Origin of the sequence: Actinomycetospora chiangmaiensis DSM 45062 (genome assembly GCF_000379625.1) — a bacterium.
Lineage (GTDB): Bacteria > Actinomycetota > Actinomycetes > Mycobacteriales > Pseudonocardiaceae > Actinomycetospora > Actinomycetospora chiangmaiensis.
Genome location: NZ_KB903225.1, coordinates 59,019 through 75,995 on the forward strand (window position 1 = coordinate 59,019; position 16,977 = coordinate 75,995).

A 16,977-nucleotide genomic window follows, 5' to 3' on the forward strand; every position below is an offset into this window, starting at 1 on the left:
CCTGCCACTGGATGACAGCAACGACGCACTGCTTGCACCGGGAACCGTCAGGAACCCGCACGCTCCAGCCCCGCCGGGTCGAGCACCGCCACGCGGCCGCGGCGCAGTTCCAGCAGCCCCTCGGCAGCGACGGTGCGCAGCACCTTGTTCACCGTCGCCCGGCTCGCGCCCGCCAACGACGCGAGCTCCTCCTGGGTGAGCGGGATGAGCGTGGGCGTCGACGCGCCCCGGTACTGGCGCTCGAGGTCGGCGAGGCGGCGCAGCACCCGGGTCTCTACCGGCAGGTGCAGGGCCTCCACGAGCAGGCCGGACAGCCGGCGCACCTGCCCGGCGAGGGTCTGCAGGACGAACGCGTCGGCCCCGGCGTTGGTGCGGCGCAGCCGGTGGAAGGTCTCGGCCCCGAACGACCAGGCCTCGGTCGCCTCCAACGCCACCACCGACGCCGACCGGCGGGCCCCGGAGTCGATCAGGGCCAGCTCGCCGACCGTCTCACCCGGCCCGACCACCGCGAACGTCACCGTGTCGCCCATCGGCGTCGACGCGCGCACCGCCACCCGACCCGAGTCGAGCAGTAGGAACGTGTCGGCCGGGTCGCCCTCGTGGAAGACGACCTCGCGCGGCGAGAACCGGCGGCGCCGACCGCTGGCGAGCACCTGGCGACGGTCCTCGGCCGACATGTCCGCGAGCAGCTCCACGGGGCGGGACCCTAACCGTGGCGGGCGGAGCGACGGGTCGGGGCCGCGGGGAGGAGGGATAGGCTCGATCACCGTGAGCAGTACAGGAGACGGAGCGCAGGCGACCTCGCAGAAGACCTCCCTGACCGGCATCAAGCCGACCGGGGAGCCCCACCTCGGCAACCTCGTCGGCGCGATCGAGCCGGCGATCGAGATGGCCGCGGGGGACTACGAGTCGCTGTACTTCATCGCCGACTACCACGCGCTGACCACGGCCCGGGATCCCGAGCTGCTCGCGCAGTGGACCCGCTCGGTCGCCGCCACCTGGCTCGCCGCCGGCCTCGACCCGAAGCGCACCGTGTTCTACCGCCAGTCCGACGTGCCGGAGACGTTCGAGCTCTCCTGGATCTTCTCCTGCATCACGGGCAAGGGGCTGATGAACCGGGCGCACGCCTACAAGGCGGCACGCGACGCGAACGTCGCCGCGGGCGAGGACCCCGACGCCGGGATCAACATGGGGCTCTACAACTACCCGATCCTCATGGCCGTCGACATTCTGATCATGGAGGCGGACCTGGTGCCGGTCGGGCGCGACCAGCAGCAGCACGTCGAGATCGCCGCCGACATCGCGGGCAGCTACAACCACCTCTACGGCCACCGCGGCTACCGCTTCCCGATCCCCGCGGCCGTCATCCCGCCCGAGACGACGGGCCACACGCTGCCCGGGCTCGACGGGCGCAAGATGTCGAAGTCCTACGACAACTACATCCCGCTGTTCCTGCCGGCGTCGAAGCTGCGCAAGCTCGTGCGGCGGATCCCGACCGACTCGACGCCCGTCGAGGACCCGAAGGACCCGGACGCGTCGTCGGTCTTCCAGATCCTCGCGCAGTTCGCCCCGGACGACGCCGTCGCCGAGACCCGCGCGCGGCTGGAGGCGGGCGGTGTCGGGTGGGGCGAGCTGAAGAACCAGCTGGCCGACGTGCTCGAGGAGCGCCTCGCCCCGATGCGGGAGCGCTACGAGGAGCTGATGGAGCCGGGGAGCGAGCTCGACGACGCCCTCGCCGCGGGCGGCGAGATCGCCCGCGAGCGGGCGGGCCGGGTGCTGCGCTCGGTGCGCCACGCCATCGGGATCCGCTGACCCCTTCCCGACGACGGGGCGGGTCGGCCCGGGCGCGCCCGCAACGGCGGATCCCTGCCACCTGACGTCGGCAGGGCGCCGCTCGCACGGGCGCACCGACCGTCAGCGGACGGACGGCACCTCGTTCATGCCCGAGTCGACGTCGCGGGGCCGGCGCGGCGCCGGCACGTCGTCGATCAGGGCGGCGGGGGTGTCCGGCACCCGCGGGATCTCCGCGAGCCACATGGCCATCGCGCCCCGCAGGTCACGCTCGCGGCCCTGCTCGGCGAGCTCCCCGTCGACCGCGGCCCCGCGACGCAGCAGCGCGCCCAGCCCGAGGGCCGCCAGGACCGAGACGGCGCACCACACCCCGACGAGAACGGCGACCCAGCTCAGGACCGTCATCTCCACCTCCCGTGTGCTGCCGTCGATACCCGACCGTCGCGGAGGGTGACCGACCGCTCGCTCCAGCCGCCCGTCCGCGCACGGTGACTATGGCAGTACAACCGGTGAGCACGGGCGCAATCCACTCGAACGGACGCACAACCTGAGACCGCTGAGCGCGTCGTAGCGACCGCTGGGCCCCGTTCAGACCTGCTCAGAAGGCCGTATGCCGAGCCGATACCTCCCCGGACGGCTCAAGCGGACCCGTCGTCGGGGCCCTTGACCAGCGCCTCGCCGATCGGCGTGCGACCGATCCGGCCTCGTCGGGGCTCCCGTAGGGGTGACGGGGCCCCAGGAAGAAGCGCAGCCCGTCCTTCGGCCGGCGGGGGATGACGTGCAGGTGCAGGTGCGGCACCGACTGGCTCACCACGTTGTTGATCAGCACGAGCGAGCCCGGCGCGTCCATCGTCGACTCCACCGCGCGCTCGAGCCGTTGCGCGAGGGCGAAGAAGCCCGGCACCGCGTCGGCCGGGAGCTCGGCGAGGGTCGTCACGTGCCGCGTCGGCACGAGGAGCACGTGCCCGGGGAAGATCGGCTTCACGTCGAGGAAGGCGACGGTGTCGTCGTCGCGGTGGACCTCGTGGGCGGGAGCGTCGCCGGACACGATCGCGCAGAAGGCACACGGTTTCGGCACGCGTCCAGGATGGTCATGGGCCCCGGGCGCGTTGCACCGGGTATGCGTGCCTCTCCCCCGACCCTGCTCGTCATCGGTCACGACGCGTCCCCCGAGACGGTGCTGGTGCAGTCCGGCACGCTCGCCGGGTGGGCCCGCGCCCACGGCCTCACCGTGGTCCCCGCAGTGGCGGGCACCGAGCTGCCGGACCCGTCGGAGGTCGACGCGGTCGCGGTGCTCGGCTCGGTGCAGGGGGCCTGGGACGACTCGGTGCCCTGGCTGGCCTCCGAGATCGCCTACCTGCAGCGCGCGATGGCGGCCGACGTGCCGGTGCTCGGTATCTGCTTCGGGGGGCAGCTCCTCGCCCGCGTCCTCGGCGGCAGCGCCAATCCGGCCGACGGGCGGCACGAGAACGGCTTCCGCACCATCACGACGTTCTGCGACGCCATCGACGACGGGCCGTGGATGGAGTTCCACTTCGACTCCTTCACCGCCCCGCCCACCGCCGAGGTGCTCGCCCGCTCCGAGCGGTGCGACCAGGCGTTCCGCCTCGACCGCCACCTCGGCGTGCAGTTCCACCCCGAGATCACCCCGGACGAGTTCGAGATCTGGGCCGGCCGCTGGACCGGCACGCCGCTCGAGGACCGCTTCGACGAGCTCGGGATCACGACGGCGGGGCTGCGCGCGGAGGTCGCGGAGCGCGCGGAGTCCTCGCGGGTGCGATCGTGGCGGCTGTTCGACGACTTCGGGGTGCGGGCCGGGCTCGTCCCCGGGCCCGACTCCGGGCTCGACTCCGGGCTCGACTCCGGGTTCCCGACGACGGCGGAGGTGCGGGCATGAGCGTTCGTCTCGGTATCGGGTCGGCCGTGACCGACGACGAACCGGCCATGGCCACCCGCGACCTCGTCGACGGCTGCGAGCGTCGCGGGATCGACTCCGTGTGGTTCCCCGACCGCATCGCCGCCCCCGCGATCGAGCCCCTCACGGCCCTGGCGTGGGCGGCGGGGCGGACCGAGCACCTCAAGCTCGGCACCGGCGTCGTCGTGCTCCCGGGGCGGAACCCCGCCGTCGTCGCCCACCAGCTCGCCTCGCTCGCCGCCCTCGCACCGCGGCGCATCCTCCCGGTGTTCGGGCTGCAGCCCGCGACGCCGGCCGAGCGGACGATGTACCCGGTGGCCGGCCGGCGGGCCGACGTCTTCGAGGAGGCGCTCGTCGTCGTGCGGCGTCTGCTCTCCGAGCCCGTCGTCACCCACCACGGCCGGTTCTTCCACCTCGACGAGGCCGTCGTCGAGCCCCGTCCCGCGAAGCCGCTCGACCTGTGGCTCGGCGGACTCGTCCCCGACGCGCTGCGCCGGGTGGGACGCCTCGGGGACGGCTGGCTCGCGTCGTTCGTGACCCCCGACGAGGCCGCGGCCGCCCGCCGCGCCATCGCCGAGGCCGCCGACGCGGCCGGCCGCGCCGTGGAGGACGACCACTACGGCACCAACCTGCTCGTCCTGCCCGAGGGGGCGACGGACGACGAGCTCGCTCACGCCCGCGCCGCGACCGCCCGTCGGCGGCTCGACACCGAGGACCCCGGGAAGCTGATCGCCGCCGACTGGAACGAGGCGAGGCGGCTGGTCGGCGAGTTCGTCGACGCCGGGATCACCAAGTTCGTCGTGCGCCCGGCGACCGCACCGCGGACCTGGGACGACTTCCTCGACGGGTTCGCCGCGGAGCTCGTCCCGCTCCAGACCTGAGCCGCACAGACCCTGCACAGGTCGGACATACGCCCTGATCAACCCGCGGCCGCAGGCTCGTCGTCATGAGCCTGCTCGCCGCTGACCGGAACGAACGACGCGTTCGTGCAGCGGGAGGCGACGACCGCGCCGTCCGCGCCGCCGGGGGTCGCTGGTACCCGGCGCTCCTCGCGGCCCTGCTCGTGGGCACGGCGGCGCTGTACCTGGTCGGACTGTCGGCCAGCGGGTGGGGCAACGCCTTCTACGCGGCGGCCGCGCAGGCGGGCGGGCAGTCGTGGAAGGCCTGGTTCTTCGGCGCCTCGGACGCCCCTGCGTCGATCATGGTGGACAAGCCGCCCGCCTCGCTGTGGGTGCTGGGGCTGTCGGTGCGGCTGTTCGGGCTGTCGTCGTGGTCGGTGCTCGTGCCGCAGGCGCTCATGGGGGTCGCCGCGGTCGGGCTCCTGACGGCGGGCGTGCGCCGCTGGTCGGGTCCGGTGGCCGGGCTGCTCGCGGGGCTGGCGTTCGCACTGACTCCGGTCGCGGTGCTGATGTTCCGCTTCGACAACCCCGACGCCCTGCTCTGCCTGCTCCTCGTGGCCGCCACCTACGCGACGGTGCGGTCGGTCGACGCGGCCACGCTGCGCGCGTCGACGTGGTGGCTGGTGCTGGCGGCGGCCTGCGTGGGAACGGGGTTCCTGACGAAGTCGCTGCAGGCCTTCCTCGTCCTGCCCGCCCTCGCGGCCGTCCACCTGGTGGCCGGTCCGGGCACCTGGCGTCGTCGGCTGGTGGCGCTCCTCCCCGCGACCGGAGCGCTGCTGCTCGCCGCCGGTTGGTGGGTCGCGGTGGTCGAACTGTGGCCCGTGTCGTCCCGGCCCTACGTCGGCGGCTCGCAGGACGACAGCGTGCTGTCGCTCGCCTTCGGCTACAACGGGGTCGGGCGCCTCACCGGCGACGAGACCGGACAGCTCGGCGGGGGCGGCGGGTTCGGCGGCGGCGGGATGGGCGGCGGCCGCGGCATGGGCGGGGCCACCTCGACCGACTCCTGGTCGGCGCTGTTCACCGGCTCGATGGCGAACCAGGTGTCCTGGCTGCTGCCGCTCGCGCTGATCCTGGGCGTCGCGCTGCTCGTGTGGATCGGGCGCGCGGCGCGCACCGACCGCCGTCGGGCCGCGGTCCTCCTCTGGGGCGGGTCGCTGCTGGTCACGGGCGGGGTCTTCAGCCTCGCGGCCGGCATCATCCACCCCTACTACGCGGTGGCGCTGGCCCCGTGGATCGCGGCGGTCGCGGCCGTCGGCGTGGTCGAGGCGTGGCGTGCCCGGGCGCGGTGGACGCTCGCCGCGGCGGTCGCGGTCACCACCGTCTGGTGCTGGTACCTCCTCGACGAGACCCCGACCTTCCTGCCGTGGCTGCGCGTGGTCGTGCTCGTGGCCGGGGCGGTCGCGGTCCTCGGCGTCCTGCTCGCGGGGCGTGCGGGCCGCCGCGGCCTCACGCTCGGCGTCCTCACCGCCGCTCTCGTCGCGGGGCTCGGCGCGCCCGCCGCGTACGCCGGCGTCACGGCCGCCACCGCGCACACCGAGATCATCCCGACGGCGGGTCCCTCGTCCGGCTTCGGCGGTTTCGGCGGACGGGGTGGTCCGGGTGGGCCCGGCGGCACGGGTGGGCCCGGCGGCCCCGGTCGGGGCGCTCTCGGTCGCCCTCCCGGTGGCGGCAACGACCCGTCGCTGTCACGTGGGAGGGGCGGCCCCGCCGGGACCGGGCGCGGCGGTCCCGGCGGCGCCATGCAGCTGCTGCGGGCGTCGGACCCGTCGGCGCAGCTGACGTCGTTCCTGCAGGCGGGGGCGGGCGGCTACACCTGGGTGGCGGCGACGGTCGGGTCCATGCCCGCGGCCGGCTACCAGCTCGCGAGCGGTGACCCGGTGATGCCGCTCGGCGGCTTCAACGGCACCGACCCCTCCCCCACCCTGGCCGCCTTCCAGCAGCTCGTCGCCGCCGGGAAGGTGCACTACTTCCTCGGCGAGGGCCTCTCCTCGGTGCCCGACACCGGCGGCTCCGACGCGACCGTGCAGATCACGCGCTGGGTGAAGCAGCACTACAGGGCGACGACCGTCGGCGGGACCACCGTGTACGACCTGACGACACCTGCCGTCGGGACGTGATCACCGGACCCGCAGCGGGCTCCGTGGGCCCGCCGGACCCCGCCAGGGGGCCGTTGATCACCGCTCGCGGCCTCAGCGGGAGCCGAGGACCCGGGTCAGCGTGATCTCGAGGACCACGCGGAGCGGGTTCTCGCGCGGGGTGCGGTAACGGGCGGCGTAGCGGGCCTCGGCGTCGGCGACGGACGCCGGGTCGTCCCGGACGACGGCGAGGCCCTCGAGCGTCGACCACCGGCCGCGGTCGACCTGGCTCACCGCCACCGGGGCGCCGGCCTCGCCTCCGAGGCGCACGTGCGCGGCCTTCCGGCTGGGGCCGGAGGTGATGATGCGGGCGGTCGCGGTGTCGAGGTCGAGCGTGCACCCCACCGGCACGACGTGGGGGCTGCCGTCGCGGCGCAACGTCGTCAGGGTGCAGAGGTGGTACTCCCGCCAGAACTCCGCGAACTCCTCGCCGCGAGCGTGCAGGTCGGCCGGGGTGACGGTCATACGATGATCATCCCCGCCCGCCGAACCAGTCCATCGCCTGGTGGACGACGGGCAGCAGCACGCTGCGCGGGGTGAGCCGCCCGGAGAGCGCGCTCAGCTGGTTGACCAGCCCGGGGACGACGCTGCGGTGCCCGGCCACCATCGCCGCGACCCCGGCCTCCGCGACGTCCGCGGCCTCGCCGACGGTGAACCCCGGTGCGCGATCGAAGGCCTCGGTACCGGCGGCGTCGGCGAACCCGGTGCGCGTCAGGCCCGGGCTCAGGGTGGTCAGCGTGACCCCGGTGCCCGCGAGCTCGGTGTGGACCGCCTCGGAGAACGACTGCACGAACGCCTTGCTCGCCGCGTAGCTGGCGACGCCGGGCAGCGGCTGGAACGCGGTGATCGACGAGACGTTGAGGATCGCGCCGGGCCGGCCGGTCCCGCGGGTGCGGCGGACGAACGCGTCGACGGCGGCGACGGACAGGTCGTGGAGCGCGAGGACGTTGACCCGGATGAGGCCGTCGAGCGCGTCCGGCTCGACGTCGACGACCCGCCCCGTCACCCCGAACCCGGCGGCGTTGACGAGGCCGACGACGCGGTCGTCGCGCCGGATCAGGTCGCGGACGCCGGCGCGGGCGGTGTCGTCACCGAGGTCGGCGGTGTGGACCTCGCTCGGCAGACCGCTCTTCTCCCGGAGTTCCGCCGCGAGTTCGGTCAGGGCGTCCTCACGGCGGGCCACCAGGATCGTGGGGTAGCCCCGCGCTGCGAGGGCGCGCGCCGTCTCGGCGCCGATCCCGGACGAGGCGCCGGTGACGAGGACGTGGGTGTCGGGACCGGGAGGCGGCAGTGGCATCCCGGCCCTGTACCCGATCACCGTCGCCGGTCACCACGGCCAGAGTCGCGACCACCAGCTCTCCGTGCCGGACGTGTCGGTGACCGCGCTCGACGTCTCGTACTCGAAGCTCTGGCCGTCGGACGACCGGGCGGAGTACACCGTCTTCTCCTCCCCGCTCGACGAGGTGACGCTGCGCCTGGTCACGCTGTTGCCGTCGCCGTCGGACGTGGTCGTCTCCTTCACCGTCGAGCCGTCGGAGCCCTTCGAGGTGCTCGACCTGACCGACGAGCTCGACGACCGCGACGTGGGCTTCGAGGTGGACGGCTTCGACGACGACGGCTTCGACGACGACGCTTTCGACGACGGTGCTCTCGACGACGGTGCCTTCGTGGTCGTCGCGTCCCCGTCGTCGGTAGACTCGCGGGTGGTGGTGACCTCGACGCTCGTCGCGTCCGCCGACCGCGTCGTGGTCTGCACGGTGCGCGACCGGCTGGTCGGGTCGGTCTGCGTGGAGCGCGTGGTCACCGCGCCGGTGCCCGGGTCGACGCTGCGGCTCCGCGTGGTGGTCACGCCCGTCGTCGGGTCGGTCGCCGTGGTCTCCGGCTCGTCGGCGGCCGACGGCGTGGTCGTCGGCCCGGTGCCCGGGACCTGGCGCCGCGTGGCCGTCGGTTCGTCGTTCGCGGTGGTCCTGCTGCCGGGGGCGCGGGTGGCGCTCGGCGCGGTCCCGGTGGTGTCGGTGCCCGCTCGGGTGCCGGGACCCGTCGTCGTGGTGACGGCGTCCGACGATCCGGGCGGCGCGTCGGTGGCCGCCGAGCCGAGGGTGGGGACGGGCCAGCCGTCGGGCAGCGCTCCGCCCGCCACGGTGCCCGCCGGGGTGCGGGTCGGCGTCAGCGTCGATCCGGTGCCGGTCGAGGTGGCCTCGCCGGGCAGGTCGGCGGTGGTTGCCGAGGACGACGGTCCGTCGGAGCTGCTCGGGCCGAGCATCGGGATCGGCCAGCCGGCCGGGGCGACCGCCGGGAGGGCCGCGGTGCGGGGCGCGTCCTGACGACCGGTCGGGGCGGCCTCGTCGGGGGCCTTCTGCTCGACCTTCGGTGTCTTCGGCTCCGTCGGGGCCGTGTCGGCCGGGGCCGCGCCGTCGCCCCGGGGTGTGCGCGCCCGGGTCTCGTCCCGGTCGCGGGTCGGCGGAGGCTCGCCGCCGCCACCGAGCACCCGATCGGGCAGGTCGAGGACGCCGGGACGGTCCGGGGTGGCCGCCGGCGCGGGGCTCGCGGGCGCCACCGGACCCGCCGCGCCGGAGGACGCCGCGCTCGAGGACGCCGCTCCCGGGGTCGGCGCTCCCGGGGCCGGCGCTCCCGGCACGGGGGCGGGTATCAGCGGAGCGGCCGGAGGTGCCGTGGTCGCCGGCGGCGCAGTGCTCGCGGGTGCCCGTGAGGACGCCCCGCCGGGCACGATCGGCGCGAGCGGTGGGTCCCAGCCCGCGGGCGTGCTCGTCGCGGGAGCCGGAGCGCTGCCCTGCGGCCGTGCCCCGGGCAGCGGGATGGGGGTGAGGGGCGGGGCGAGGGAATCGTCGGGATCGGACGCGCCGGGGACGCCGAGGCCGGGAGCCTGCGTCTGCCGCGGGGCCGACGAGGCGCGCGTGCCGGCTCCGTAGCCGTCGTCGTCGCTGGTCGGCTCGGGCACGAGCGTGCGCGAGCTGGCGGACGTCCCCGCCGCCTGCTCGCCGGCCCCGGGCGGTGCCACGACCGTCCGGCCGACCCCGAGGACCGCCGCCGTGACCGCCACCGCGAACAATCCCGTGACGGCCGTGCTGCGGGCCGACCAGCGCGGCCACCTCCGCTGCTGGCGCCGCCGGCCCGTCTCCCACCCACCCTGGGAGCCCGAAGGCATACGTCTCCCGCTTTCTCCCCGACCACCACTCCCGATCCCGTCAGATCGGGAGATCTCGGACAGTACGCGTCCGATAGGTCTCACGTCAGCCGTTTCGTGCGTCGCCCGCAGGCGGTTCCGGGCACGATGGGGCGCGTGGATGCACAGCGCACGGTGCAGGCGCACGAACGTGCACCGACCCCGCCGCACCCGTCATCCGATCGGGCCAGCACGAGCCCTCTTCTGGAGCTGGATCTCCGGGTCGTTCGCGCCTCCTTTCTCACCTTCCGCGACGCGTTCCCGCACGTCGAGCCCGCTTACGCCATCAAGGCGAACCCGCACCCCGAGGTGCTCGCACTGCTGGCGGAGTTGGGTGCGAGCGCCGACCTCGCGAGCGTCGGCGAGCTCGACGCGTGCCTCCTCGCGGGGGTGCAACCGCGGCGGATGACCTGGGGCAACCCCGTCAAGAAGGCCTCCGACGTCTCGGCCGCGGTCGCCGCGGGTGTCACCCGCTTCACCACCGACTCCGCCGCGGACGTCGACCTGCTCGCCCGCGAGGCACCGGGAGCAGCGGTCACGGTGCGCCTGGCGGTGGACGACGACGGGTCCGCCACGCCGTTCGCCGGCAAGTTCGGCGTACCGCCCGAGGAGGCCGCGGCCCTGCTGCGGCGCGCCTGCGACGTGGGTCTCCGCGCCCACGGGCTCGGCTTCCACCCCGGGTCACAGCAGACCGACCCGTCGTCGTGGCGCCGGGGCATCGCCTCCGCCCGCCGCGCGGCCGAGCTGTCCGGCCTCGCCGTCGAGGAGCTCAACCTCGGCGGCGGCTTCCCGACGAGGCACGGCGCCGGCCGGGTGCCGGCGCTGCGGGAGATCGCGGACGCCGTCGACGCCGAGCTGGGCGACTGGCGGCCGCACCTCGTAGCCGAACCCGGGCGGGCGCTGGTGGCGGACGCCGGGGTGCTGGTCGCCGAGGTGGTGCTCGTGACCGAGCGGGCCGGGCGACGCTGGGTCTACCTCGACGTCGGGCGTTACCAGGGCCTCGCCGAGACCGAGGGCGAGATGATCGTCTACCGGCTGCGCACCCCCGGGCATCCCGAGGACGCGCCGCGGGGGCCCGTCGTGCTGGCCGGGCCGACCTGCGACGGCGACGACGTGCTGTACCGGCGGGCCGACGTGCGCCTGCCCCTCGATCTGGTCCCGGGCGACGTCGTCGAGTTCCTCGGCGCCGGCGCCTATACGTCCAGTTATGCCTCGGTCGGCTTCAACGGACTCCCTCCGCTGCCGACCGTGATCGTGAACCCTCCTACCCCTGAGAGGACCCCTGATTGACGACCTCCGCCGTCACCCCGACCGCTCCCGCTCCGTCCTTCGCGGGGCGTCACGTGCTCGCCGAGCTGCGCGGGGTGTCCGCCGCGCTGCTCGGTGACGACGCCGCCGTCACGCGTGCGCTGCGGACCGCCCTCGACGCGGGCGGTGCAACCGTCCTCGACGTCGTCGCGCACCGGTTCGAGCCGCAGGGCACCACGGTGCTCGCGCTCCTCGCCGAGTCCCACGCCTCGGTCCATGCCTATCCCGAGGCGGGCGCGGCGTTCGTGGACGTGTTCACGTGCGGCGAGCACGCCGACCCGGAGCGGATCGTGGAGGTGCTCGGCCGCGAGGTCGGCGCCGTCGAGGTACGGGCGCAGATCGTGGCCCGCGGCGCCGGGCTCGCCCCCGACGTCGTCGGGCAGCGGGAGGTCGACGAGCCGCTCGCGGCCGGGATGCGACGCCGCTGGCGCATCGACGAGGTGCTGTTCCGTGGCCGCACGGCGTGGCAGGACATGATCATCGCGCGGACCGCGCAGGGCATCTCGCTGTTCTGCGACGGCGAGCGGCAGTCGACCGAGCAGACCCAGCTCGTCTACCACGAGGCCCTCGCCGTGCCCCCGCTGCTGCTCGCCGACAAGCTGGACCGGGTGCTGGTCGTCGGCTCGTCCGAGGGGGTCGTCTCCCAGCTCGCCGTGACGGCCGGGGCGAGCCTGGTCGACCACGTCGACATCGACACCGAGTGCGTCCGCCGCTGTGCCGAGCTGCTGCCCTACGGGTACTCGCCGTCCGAACTCGCCGCCGCGGAGGCGGGGGACGGTCCGGTGCGCGTGCACTACGCCGACGGCTGGGAGTTCCTCGCCGCGGCCGCCGAGCGGGGTGACCGCTACGACGTCGTCATCGTCGACCTGCCCGACGAGCCGGTCGAGGTCGACGACCCCGCCCAGCACGCCCGCCTCTACGGCACCCCGTTCCTGGAGCGGTGCGCCTCGGTCCTCGCCGACGGTGGCGTGGTCTGCACGCAGGCCGGCTGTCCGACCGTGTGGCGCAACGACACGCTCAGGCGCATGTCGGAGCGGTTCTCGTCGGTCTTCCCGACGGTGCTCCCCTACTGCTCCGACGAGCACGAGTGGGCCTACCTGACGGGTCGCCGTGACACGGTCGAGGACCCGGTGTCCCTGGCCTCCTCGCGGCTGTCGCGCTTCCCGTCCCTGACCTCCATGGACGCCGAGGCGCTGCTGCGCGGGTCGATCCTGCCGTTCGCGGTGCGCCACTGAGGCTGTTCGGCCGGGACGTCACTCGGGCTGATGGGTGACGTCTCGCGCCGGTCGCGAGGCCGTGTCGCGGGCTCCTGACGTCGGGTCGCACCTTGTCGTTCTGATTCACAACGACAAGGTGGTCCGGCGGGCCGACTGCCCGCGACAGGACGCGGCCGTGCGCTCCCGTCGCTGATCAACTGTGTGGTCGACCGGGACCCGCGACCACCGCGTCGCCCTCGTCGCCGTACACCAGGAGAGCAGGGGCGGTTCGGGAGACGTCAGGTGCCGAGGAGGATCAGCAGCCCGACCCCGATCAGGACGACCGGCAGGACGACGTGCCCGTAGCGGGCGAGCGCCCGGGCGACGGGAGCCCGGGTGGCGAGGAACCGCCCGAGGGCGCACCACACGCCGACGAGCACGAGGAAGACCGCGACGTAGAGGGCCAGCCCGGCCCGACCCGTCGTCGTGAAGACGGGGACGTAGACGCCGAGGTTGTCGCCGCCGTTCGCGAGGGTGACCCCGGCGACGGCCACCACGCCGGGGGCGGTCGGGCCGACCTCCTCGTCGTCGGTGTCGCCACGCCACGCCTGCCACGCCGCCCGGAGCCCGAGGGCGAGTGGGACGAGCCCGAGGAAGGGGATCACGCTGTGCGGGAGCAGTTCGGCGCCCAGAGCCCCCGCGACCGACAGCGCCAGGATCGCGCCGAACCCGAGGTACTGCCCGACGACGATGCGCGTCGCGGCACCCCGACGCCGCGCGCGGGCGAAGAAGAGCGACAGCAGCAGGAGGTCGTCGACGTTCGTGGCGACGAACATGACGACGGCCCGGGTGAGCGTCGTCAGGTCCACGAGACCGTGACGTTAGCGGTGCCGACGCCGATCGACCTGTCGGAGGGCCCTGGCCGCTACCCAAGATCCTCGCCCGCCGCGCGAAGCGTTCGCTGAGCGATCACTTCGCGCGGCGCGGCAGGATCTTCTTCCAGCCGAGCGAGCTCAAGCAGGCGGGAGCTTGCGGACCACCGTGGCCGTGGCCCGCTCCGCGAGCTGACACGCATCCGGATTGGAAGCGAGAGGTTCCTTGCCGAACCACTGGGCCGTCAGTGCCTGACCGGGGCCCAGCCCGGTGGTCACGGTGCATGAATTCAGGTCGCCAGTACCGGTCTTCTCGAGGACCGCCGGGAAACCCGCCACGGTGATCGCACGGAAGACTCCACGTCGCCGCGCGCGGTACGCGTCAGCGAGCAGATCCCGATCGTGATCTGCTGCGAGAGCGAGACTCTGTCCGTCCTCCGCCGTCCATGAACACTCCTGGACCCCGAGATAGGACCGCGGTCTCCCCGTGGTCGGGAGTCCGAGGGCTAGGAGCTCGCTGTCCGTCAGGAGCGTCCGGCACGGGTCCGCTGCCTGGGCGGCGACATCCACCGGCGAGTGCACGGTCGGCGCGCCGAAACGCTCCGAGATCGGCGAGGGCTCCGCCGGCACCGGAGCACCACCAGCACAACCTGCTACGAACCAGAGACCGACACACGTCGCGAACGTCAGAGCGACTCGCACCGCGTGCGAGCCCACGTCACGCGTCCATGTCGAGGAATGCGGCCGAGGCGTCCCCGTCCGCGAGTCGGTAGCTGCGGAGTTCAGCCTCGATCGAGTCGATGAGGAGATCCAGGCGTTGCGCACCGGCCTCGAGCGCGCGAACCAGTGAACCGGTGCCACCATCCGCCACCGCGCCGAACACAGCAGCCGCATCCAGGCTCACCTGGTCCGTCGTGCCCGGGTCGACACGACCCAGGCGTTTCGCCTCGAGCATCAGGAACCGCAACTCGTCCCGCGCGGTCTCCAACTCCCGCACCGCGTCGGGAGCCCGGTCGAGGTCGACTGTGAAGGAGCCCCCGGTCGGCATCGCCACGACCGGCCGCTGCACGAGCTGGCCGTTCCACAGGCGTGCTGGGTCGGACGCCTGGACGGGCGGCTCCGGCGGCCAGGGCGTGGTCACGTCGAGCACGCTAGCCGGACGACCCGCCCGAGCGGGGCCGAACGAGACAGAACGTCCCGAACCGTGTCCGTCGGACACGGCAGACTTCAGCCTCGCGCGGCCGCGAGCCCGTCCGCCAGGCGCGCCGGCACGGGCACCTTCGTGAACGCGGTCGCGTCGACGCACACGTGCACCAGCTGCACGGTCACCGCGTCCTCCCAGTCCTGGGAGCCCACCCGACGACGGACGACCACCCGCGAGGACACCGATGTCGTCCCGACCTTCTCGTTCTCGACGACCAGCGACACGTCGTCGCCCCACCGCACCGACGACCCGTAGTCGAGGGAGGCGTGCACGATCTGGATGTCCACCCCGTCGGCGATCATCTCCGGATAGGGATAGCCGATCGACGCCTGGAAGGCCGTGAACGCCTCGTCGCACCAGGTCAGGTAGTGGCCGAAGAACACCACGCCCTGCTGGTCGATCTCGGCGTACCGGGGCACGACCGGGAACGCGAAGCTCACGAACGGAGCCCGAGCGATTCGTCGGAGAACTCGCCCTCGGGAGTCCCCTCCCCACCGGGGCGCAGCTCGTTCTCCCGACCCCGCAGTTCGACCCGGCGAATCTTCCCGGAGATCGTCTTCGGCAGTTCCGCGAACTCGAGGCGCCGCACCCGCTTGTAGGCGGGCAGGTTCGCACGGCAGTACTCGAGGATCGACCGGGCCGTGTCCGCGTCCGGCGAGAAACCGCGCGCCAGCACCACGTAGGCCTTCGGGACGGCGAGGCGGAGCGGGTCCGGCGATGGCACGACCGCCGCCTCGGCCACCGCGTCGTGCTCGATCAGCACGCTCTCGAGCTCGAACGGCGAGATGCGGTAGTCGGAGGCCTTGAACACGTCGTCGGAGCGTCCGACGTAGGTGATGTAGCCGTCCGCGTCGCGGGAGCCGACGTCACCGGTGTGGTAGAAGCCGCCGCGCATGACCTCGGCGTTGCGCTCCTCGTCGTCGGCGTACCCGACCATGAGGCCGACGGGCCGCTTCGACAGGTCGACGCAGATCTCGCCCTCGTCGCCGACCTGCCCGGAGATGGGGTCGACCAGCGCGATCTCGAAACCCGGCAGCGGACGGCCCATGGACCCGTCCTTCACCCTCTGGCCGGGGGTGTTGGCGATCTGCAGGGACGACTCGGTCTGGCCGAAGCCGTCGCGGATCGTCAGGCCCCACGCTTCGCGAACCTGCTCGATGACCTCCGCGTTGAGCGGCTCGCCGGCGCCGACGAGCTCGCGCATCGGCACCTTCCACGCCGCGAGGTCGGCCTGGATGAGCATCCGCCAGACGGTCGGCGGCGCACAGAACGTGGTGACGCCGTGGTCCACCAGCGTCTTCAGCATCGTGTCCGCGTCGAAGCGCGCGTAGTTGTAGATGAAGATCGTCGCCTCGGCGCACCACGGCGCGAACACGTTCGACCAGGCGTGCTTCGCCCACCCCGGCGAGGCCACGTTGCAGTGCACGTCGCCCGGTTGCAGGCCGATCCAGTACATCGTCGACAGGTGCCCCACGGGGTAGGACACGTGCGTGTGCTGCACCAGCTTCGGCTTCGAGGTCGTCCCCGAGGTGAAGTAGAGGAGCAGCGTGTCGTCGGCCTTCGTCGGGCCGTCGGGCTCGAAGTCCGCGGACTCGGAGGCGGCCGAGGCGAAGTCCTGCCACCCTTCCGGCACGGCGGACCCGACGGCGATCCGCGTGTAGTCGCCGGGCACGTCGGCGAACTTGTCGACGTCGGCGTCGCGCACCACGACGTGGCCGGCCGCGCCGCGGTCGATGCGGTCGCGCAGGTCGGCCGCGCCGAGCATCGGCGTCGACGGGATCAGCACCGCGCCCAGCTTCATCGCCGCGAGGATCGTGTCCCACAGCTCGACCTGGTTGGCGAGCATGAGGATGACCCGGTCACCCCGGCGGACGCCGAGGGAGCGCAGCCAGTTCGCGGTGCGGTTGGAGCGCTCGGTCATCGTCGCGAACGAGTACTTCGCCTCGGACCCGTCCTGCTCGACGATCCACAGCGCGGCGCGGTCGGCCGACGACGGGTCACGCGCGATCGCGTCGAAGTGCTCCAGCGCCCAGTTGAACTCCTCGAGCTCGGGCCAGGAGAAGTCGCGGCGGGCGGCGTCGTAGTCGGTCTGTCGTTCGACGAGCAGGTCGCGCGCGGCGCGGAACGCCTGCGCGGCGGGAGTCAGTGACGACGACGACACGACGAGGACCTCCAGGAACGACGACGGGCGGGCGCTGCGAGGTTCCTATCACCTCGCGGCACCCGCCCACAGCCGTACGAGAACTACTTCAGCAGCTTGCGCAGCACCAGCAGCCCGATCAACGTCCCCGCCGCGATCACGGCGTACTTGATCTTCGGGTCCGCCCACTTCTCGGCGGCGATCTCCTTGCCCTGGTCGGCGAGTCGCTGCGGGTTCGCCCGCTCGGACAGCTCGTCCAGCGCCCCGGCGAGCGCCTCGCGGGCCTGCTCGATCTCTCGCTCGATGGTGTCCGGGTCGCGTGCCACGGAGCCT

At 73.6% G+C, this 16,977-nt stretch carries 19 protein-coding genes; 8 read left to right on the plus strand and 11 right to left on the minus strand.

Going from position 1 to position 16,977, the window contains the following annotated elements; translation table 11 throughout:
* Positions 1-47 precede the first annotated feature (47 nt).
* Entirely contained in the window at positions 48-695 is a 648-nt protein-coding gene (locus tag A3CO_RS0111970) for a Crp/Fnr family transcriptional regulator (protein WP_018332487.1), read from the minus strand.
* 73 nt (positions 696-768) lie between these two features.
* Here A3CO_RS0111970 and A3CO_RS0111975 point away from each other — a divergent pair, with 73 nt between their 5' ends.
* On the plus strand, positions 769-1,812 hold the full coding sequence (locus A3CO_RS0111975; protein WP_018332488.1) for a tryptophan--tRNA ligase: 1,044 nt from the start codon (positions 769-771) through the stop codon (positions 1,810-1,812).
* Between the two features lie 102 nt (positions 1,813-1,914).
* Here A3CO_RS0111975 and A3CO_RS0111980 read toward each other — a convergent pair whose 3' ends face one another.
* Both A3CO_RS0111980 and A3CO_RS31710 read right to left on the minus strand, forming a co-directional pair.
* The gene (locus A3CO_RS0111980) at positions 1,915-2,196 is read right to left on the minus strand and encodes a hypothetical protein (RefSeq protein WP_157647457.1); all 282 of its coding nucleotides are present in this window, start codon (positions 2,194-2,196) and stop codon (positions 1,915-1,917) included.
* A gap of 193 nt (positions 2,197-2,389) precedes the next feature.
* On the minus strand, positions 2,390-2,869 hold the full coding sequence (locus tag A3CO_RS31710) for an HIT family protein (RefSeq protein ID WP_084681749.1): 480 nt from the start codon (positions 2,867-2,869) through the stop codon (positions 2,390-2,392).
* 42 nt (positions 2,870-2,911) lie between these two features.
* On the opposite strand from A3CO_RS31710, the gene A3CO_RS31715 reads away from it, so the two are divergent.
* The 3 genes from A3CO_RS31715 (at position 2,912) to A3CO_RS0112000 (ending at position 6,722) form a co-directional block, all read left to right on the plus strand.
* Positions 2,912-3,688: a type 1 glutamine amidotransferase gene (locus tag A3CO_RS31715; RefSeq protein WP_018332491.1), complete on the plus strand. Its 777-nt coding sequence runs from the start codon at positions 2,912-2,914 to the stop codon at positions 3,686-3,688.
* Positions 3,685-4,587, plus strand: coding sequence for a TIGR03854 family LLM class F420-dependent oxidoreductase (locus tag A3CO_RS0111995; RefSeq protein ID WP_018332492.1), 903 nt, complete (start codon positions 3,685-3,687; stop codon positions 4,585-4,587). Before A3CO_RS31715 ends, A3CO_RS0111995 begins: the two co-directional genes overlap by 4 nt.
* 65 nt (positions 4,588-4,652) lie before the next feature.
* Positions 4,653-6,722 (plus strand): glycosyltransferase family 39 protein, encoded by a 2,070-nt coding sequence (locus tag A3CO_RS0112000; protein ID WP_018332493.1) that lies wholly within the window; start codon positions 4,653-4,655, stop codon positions 6,720-6,722.
* A 72-nt stretch (positions 6,723-6,794) separates the two neighbouring features.
* On the opposite strand, the gene A3CO_RS0112005 is transcribed toward A3CO_RS0112000, so the two are convergent.
* Together A3CO_RS0112005 and A3CO_RS0112010 are read right to left on the minus strand one after the other, a co-directional pair.
* Entirely contained in the window at positions 6,795-7,205 is a 411-nt protein-coding gene (locus A3CO_RS0112005; protein WP_018332494.1) for a pyridoxamine 5'-phosphate oxidase family protein, read from the minus strand.
* A 7-nt stretch (positions 7,206-7,212) separates the two neighbouring features.
* On the minus strand, positions 7,213-8,037 hold the full coding sequence (locus A3CO_RS0112010; protein ID WP_018332495.1) for an SDR family NAD(P)-dependent oxidoreductase: 825 nt from the start codon (positions 8,035-8,037) through the stop codon (positions 7,213-7,215).
* On the opposite strand from A3CO_RS0112010, the gene A3CO_RS0112015 reads away from it, so the two are divergent.
* From A3CO_RS0112015 to speD, 4 genes are all read left to right on the plus strand, one after another.
* Positions 8,009-9,064, plus strand: a complete 1,056-nt coding sequence (locus A3CO_RS0112015; protein ID WP_018332496.1) for a hypothetical protein — start codon at positions 8,009-8,011, stop codon at positions 9,062-9,064. The genes A3CO_RS0112010 and A3CO_RS0112015 overlap by 29 nt on opposite strands.
* Positions 9,065-9,265: 201 nt before the next feature.
* Entirely contained in the window at positions 9,266-9,670 is a 405-nt protein-coding gene (locus tag A3CO_RS0112020) for a hypothetical protein (protein ID WP_018332497.1), read from the plus strand.
* A 371-nt stretch (positions 9,671-10,041) separates the two neighbouring features.
* Positions 10,042-11,214 carry a type III PLP-dependent enzyme gene (locus A3CO_RS31720; RefSeq protein ID WP_018332498.1) on the plus strand — a complete coding sequence of 391 codons (1,173 nt, stop codon included), beginning with the start codon at positions 10,042-10,044 and terminating at the stop codon, positions 11,212-11,214.
* Positions 11,211-12,467 carry an adenosylmethionine decarboxylase gene (gene speD, locus A3CO_RS0112030; RefSeq protein WP_018332499.1) on the plus strand — a complete coding sequence of 419 codons (1,257 nt, stop codon included), beginning with the start codon at positions 11,211-11,213 and terminating at the stop codon, positions 12,465-12,467. Before A3CO_RS31720 ends, speD begins: the two co-directional genes overlap by 4 nt.
* A 260-nt stretch (positions 12,468-12,727) precedes the next feature.
* Here the strand turns inward: speD and A3CO_RS0112035 are convergent, their stop codons facing one another.
* The 6 genes from A3CO_RS0112035 to A3CO_RS0112060 form a co-directional block, all read right to left on the minus strand.
* A complete protein-coding gene (locus A3CO_RS0112035; RefSeq protein WP_018332500.1) occupies positions 12,728-13,297 on the minus strand; it encodes a cadmium resistance transporter in 570 nt (189 codons plus the stop codon).
* Positions 13,298-13,441: 144 nt separating this feature from the next.
* The gene (locus A3CO_RS40370) at positions 13,442-14,125 is read right to left on the minus strand and encodes a DUF3558 domain-containing protein (RefSeq protein WP_084681753.1); all 684 of its coding nucleotides are present in this window, start codon (positions 14,123-14,125) and stop codon (positions 13,442-13,444) included.
* Positions 14,019-14,441, minus strand: coding sequence for a hypothetical protein (locus tag A3CO_RS0112045; protein ID WP_245561489.1), 423 nt, complete (start codon positions 14,439-14,441; stop codon positions 14,019-14,021). The genes A3CO_RS40370 and A3CO_RS0112045 overlap by 107 nt, the downstream gene beginning before the upstream one ends.
* An 86-nt stretch (positions 14,442-14,527) precedes the next feature.
* Entirely contained in the window at positions 14,528-14,944 is a 417-nt protein-coding gene (locus A3CO_RS0112050; protein WP_018332503.1) for an acyl-CoA thioesterase, read from the minus strand.
* Positions 14,941-16,665 (minus strand): AMP-binding protein, encoded by a 1,725-nt coding sequence (locus A3CO_RS0112055; RefSeq protein WP_018332504.1) that lies wholly within the window; start codon positions 16,663-16,665, stop codon positions 14,941-14,943. The genes A3CO_RS0112050 and A3CO_RS0112055 overlap by 4 nt, the downstream gene beginning before the upstream one ends.
* Before the next feature lie 83 nt (positions 16,666-16,748).
* Complete coding sequence (locus A3CO_RS0112060) at positions 16,749-16,970, minus strand: DUF3618 domain-containing protein (RefSeq protein WP_018332505.1); 222 nt, start codon at positions 16,968-16,970, stop codon at positions 16,749-16,751.
* Positions 16,971-16,977 lie beyond the last annotated feature (7 nt).